2 protein-coding genes are annotated in these 2,937 nt (G+C 69.1%); both read right to left on the bottom strand.

Annotation, left to right across the window (positions count from 1 at the left end):
- Positions 1–83: 83 nt before the first annotated feature.
- Entirely contained in the window at positions 84–1,214 is a 1,131-nt protein-coding gene (gene ispG / locus ACTHMF_RS08690; protein ID WP_440317123.1) for a flavodoxin-dependent (E)-4-hydroxy-3-methylbut-2-enyl-diphosphate synthase, read from the bottom strand.
- 76 nt (positions 1,215–1,290) lie between these two features.
- Positions 1,291–2,619: a M50 family metallopeptidase gene (locus tag ACTHMF_RS08685; RefSeq protein WP_440317122.1), complete on the bottom strand. Its 1,329-nt coding sequence runs from the start codon at positions 2,617–2,619 to the stop codon at positions 1,291–1,293.
- Positions 2,620–2,937: the final 318 nt, after the last annotated feature.

The following is a 2,937-nucleotide window of genomic DNA, read 5'->3' as shown; positions in this document are numbered from 1 at the left end:
CGCCGAACGGTCGCGACATGCCGCCTCACCCACCACGTGGCGGCGTGTCGCGACCGCTCGCCGGAGCACGCGACGCGGCGGCGTCAGTGGCCGACGGTGACCGTGGGCTCTCCGGAGGCGACGTCGCCCATCTCGGCCGCGATGCGGTTCGCCTCGGCGATCAGGGTCTGCACGATCTCCGCCTCCGGCACGGTCTTGATGACCTCGCCCTTGACGAAGATCTGGCCCTTGCCGTTGCCGCTCGCGACGCCGAGGTCCGCCTCGCGGGCCTCGCCGGGACCGTTGACGACACAGCCCATGACGGCGACGCGCAGCGGGACACTCATCCCCTGCAGGCCCTCCGTGACGTTGTTCGCGAGCGAGTAGACGTCGACCTGCGCGCGCCCGCAGCTCGGGCAGGAAACGATCTCGAGCTTGCGCTCGCGGAGGTTCAGCGACTGCAGGATCTGCAGGCCCACCTTGACCTCCTGCGCGGGAGGGGCGGAGAGCGAGACACGGATGGTGTCGCCGATGCCCTCGGCGAGCAGGATGCCGAACGCGGTCGCCGACTTGATCGTGCCCTGGAACTCCGGGCCGGCCTCGGTCACGCCGAGGTGGAGCGGCCAGTCGCCGCGCTCGGCGAGCTGCCGGTAGGCCTTCACCATGACGATCGGGTCGTTGTGCTTGACCGAGATCTTGAAGTCGTGGAAGTCGTGCTCCTCGAACAGGCTCGCCTCCCACACCGCGCTCTCGACGAGCGCCTCCGCGGTGGGCTTGCCGTACTTCTGCAGCAGGCTCGGCTCGAGCGAGCCGGCGTTCACGCCGATGCGCAGCGACACGCCCGCGGCCTTCGCGTAGGCCGCGATCTTGCCCACCTGGTCGTCGAACTTGCGGATGTTGCCCGGGTTCACCCGGACGCCGGCGCAGCCGGCGTCGATCGCCGCGTAGACGTAGTTGGGCTGGAAGTGGATGTCCGCGATGACCGGGATCTGGCTCTTCTTCGCGATGATCGGCAGCGCCTCCGCGTCGTCGCGGCTCGGCACCGCGACGCGGACGATGTCGCAGCCGGAGGCGGTGAGCTCGGCGATCTGCTGGAGGGTCGCGTTGATGTTCGTCGTGGGCGTCGTGGTCATCGACTGGACGCTGACGGGGGCGTCGCCGCCGACCAGGACCTTGCCGACGCGGATCTGACGGGACTTGCGACGAGGGCTGAGGGTCTCGGGGACCTTGGGCATCCCCAGATTGATTGCTGCCACCCGACAATCCTACGCGCGCCGGTGGGAGCCGGCTGGGCGTTGCTCGTGAGGCGGGTCAGCCGAACGTGATCGGCTTAACGATGTCGGCGTACATCAGCAGGACGCTCATCCCGCCCAGGACGATGACGACCGCGAAGGTCAGCGGCATGAGCTTGGCCATGTCGACCGGGCCGGGATCGCGGCGCTTGAACAGCTTGGCGAACGTGCGGCGCAGGCCCTCCCACAGGGAGCCGGCGATGTGGCCGCCGTCGAGCGGGAGCAGCGGGATCAGGTTGAAGACGAACAGCGCGATGTTCAGCGACGCGAGCATCCCGAGCATCGTGTAGACCTTGTCCACGACCGGCACGCCGTCCAGGGCGGTGATCTCGCCTGCAGCCCGGCCGATTCCGACGACGCTCACCGGGCCGTTCGGGTCGCGCGGGGCCGAGCCGAACGCGGCGTTCCAGACATCCACCATCCGCTGCGGCAGGTGCAGGAAGACGTTCACGACCGCGCCGGTCTGCGCTCCGACGGCGGGCAGGACGGCCGTGACCGGCTGCGGGACCAGCTCGGGAACCGCCCCGATGCCGGCGAAGCCCGCCGTCAGCGTGGCCGGGGTGCCGTCGGCGTTCTTGACGACGACGCCCTCCGCGTCGGTCTTGGCGACGACGTTGCGCGTGGGGGTGAGCGCGAGAGTCAGCTCTTTGCCGTCCCGCTTCACGATCACGGAGAGCGTCCGGCCGGCAGACTCGCGGATGATCGCGGTGGACTGCGCCCAGGTGGTGATCGGAGTGCCGTCGATGCTGACGATGGTGTCGCCGGGCTCGACTCCGGCCGCCGCTGCTGGAGCCTTCTCGGCGCCGGCCGCGCAGGTCTGCGCTGTGCCCGTCGCGGGCAGCACGCACTGACTCACCGAGCCGACCGTCGTCGAGTTCTGCGGGGTCCCGAATCCCATCAGCAGCACGCCGAACAGCACGACGCCGATCACCAGGTTCATGAACGGTCCGCCGAACATGATGATGATGCGCTTCCAGACCGGGAGCCGGTAGAAGGTGCGCTGCTCCTCCCCCACCGCGACGGTCTCCGCGCTCGCGGTGCGGGCGTCCTGCACCATGGCCTGCATGAAGCCGGTGGTGGAGTTGCGGCCGGCCGTGCCGTCCTTGCCGGGCGGGAACATCCCGATCATCGAGATGTAGCCGCCGAGCGGGATCGCCTTGACGCCGTACTCCGTCTCGCCGCGGCGGAACGAGAACAGCGTCTTGCCGAAGCCGATCATGTACTGGGTCACCTTGACGCCGAACAGCTTGGCGGGCACCAGGTGGCCGATCTCGTGCAGCGCGATCGACAGGGCGAGGCCGATCAGGATGATGACGACGCCCAGGATGAACAGCAGCACGGAATCCACGGGTACAGGCTAACCGCGGGCTGCTTGGAAGCAGCAGGGGAAACGCTTTGCGCCGCGCGATGCCGCGTGCCGTGCGGACAGGTCGGTCTCACCGCGCAGCGGCGAGACCGACCTGTCCGTGCCCCCTTCCCCGGTGCGCTCAGCACCCGGTGGGAGGCGCGACACCGCTCAGTACGTCTGCCAGCTGATGTTGCCGTTCCTCTGCAGGTCGCCGAAGTTCACGCAGAACCCGCCTCCGACGTACGCCTTGTCGGAGCCGGTCCATACGCCGTTCCACAGGACGGCGAAGTGGATGTAGACGGTCGTCCCGTACGGGAC

This window comes from Leifsonia sp., from assembly GCF_051955155.1.
Lineage (GTDB): Bacteria > Actinomycetota > Actinomycetes > Actinomycetales > Microbacteriaceae > Leifsonia.
The sequence above is the reverse complement of the archived record's forward strand: the minus strand, read 5'-3'. Positions and strand labels throughout refer to the sequence as shown.

Bases quoted from the DNA above. Each gene is read 5' to 3' on its own strand.
- ispG (WP_440317123.1), bottom strand. From the start codon at position 1,214: ATGCCCAAGGTCCCCGAGACCCTCAGCCCTCGTCGCAAGTCCCGTCAG.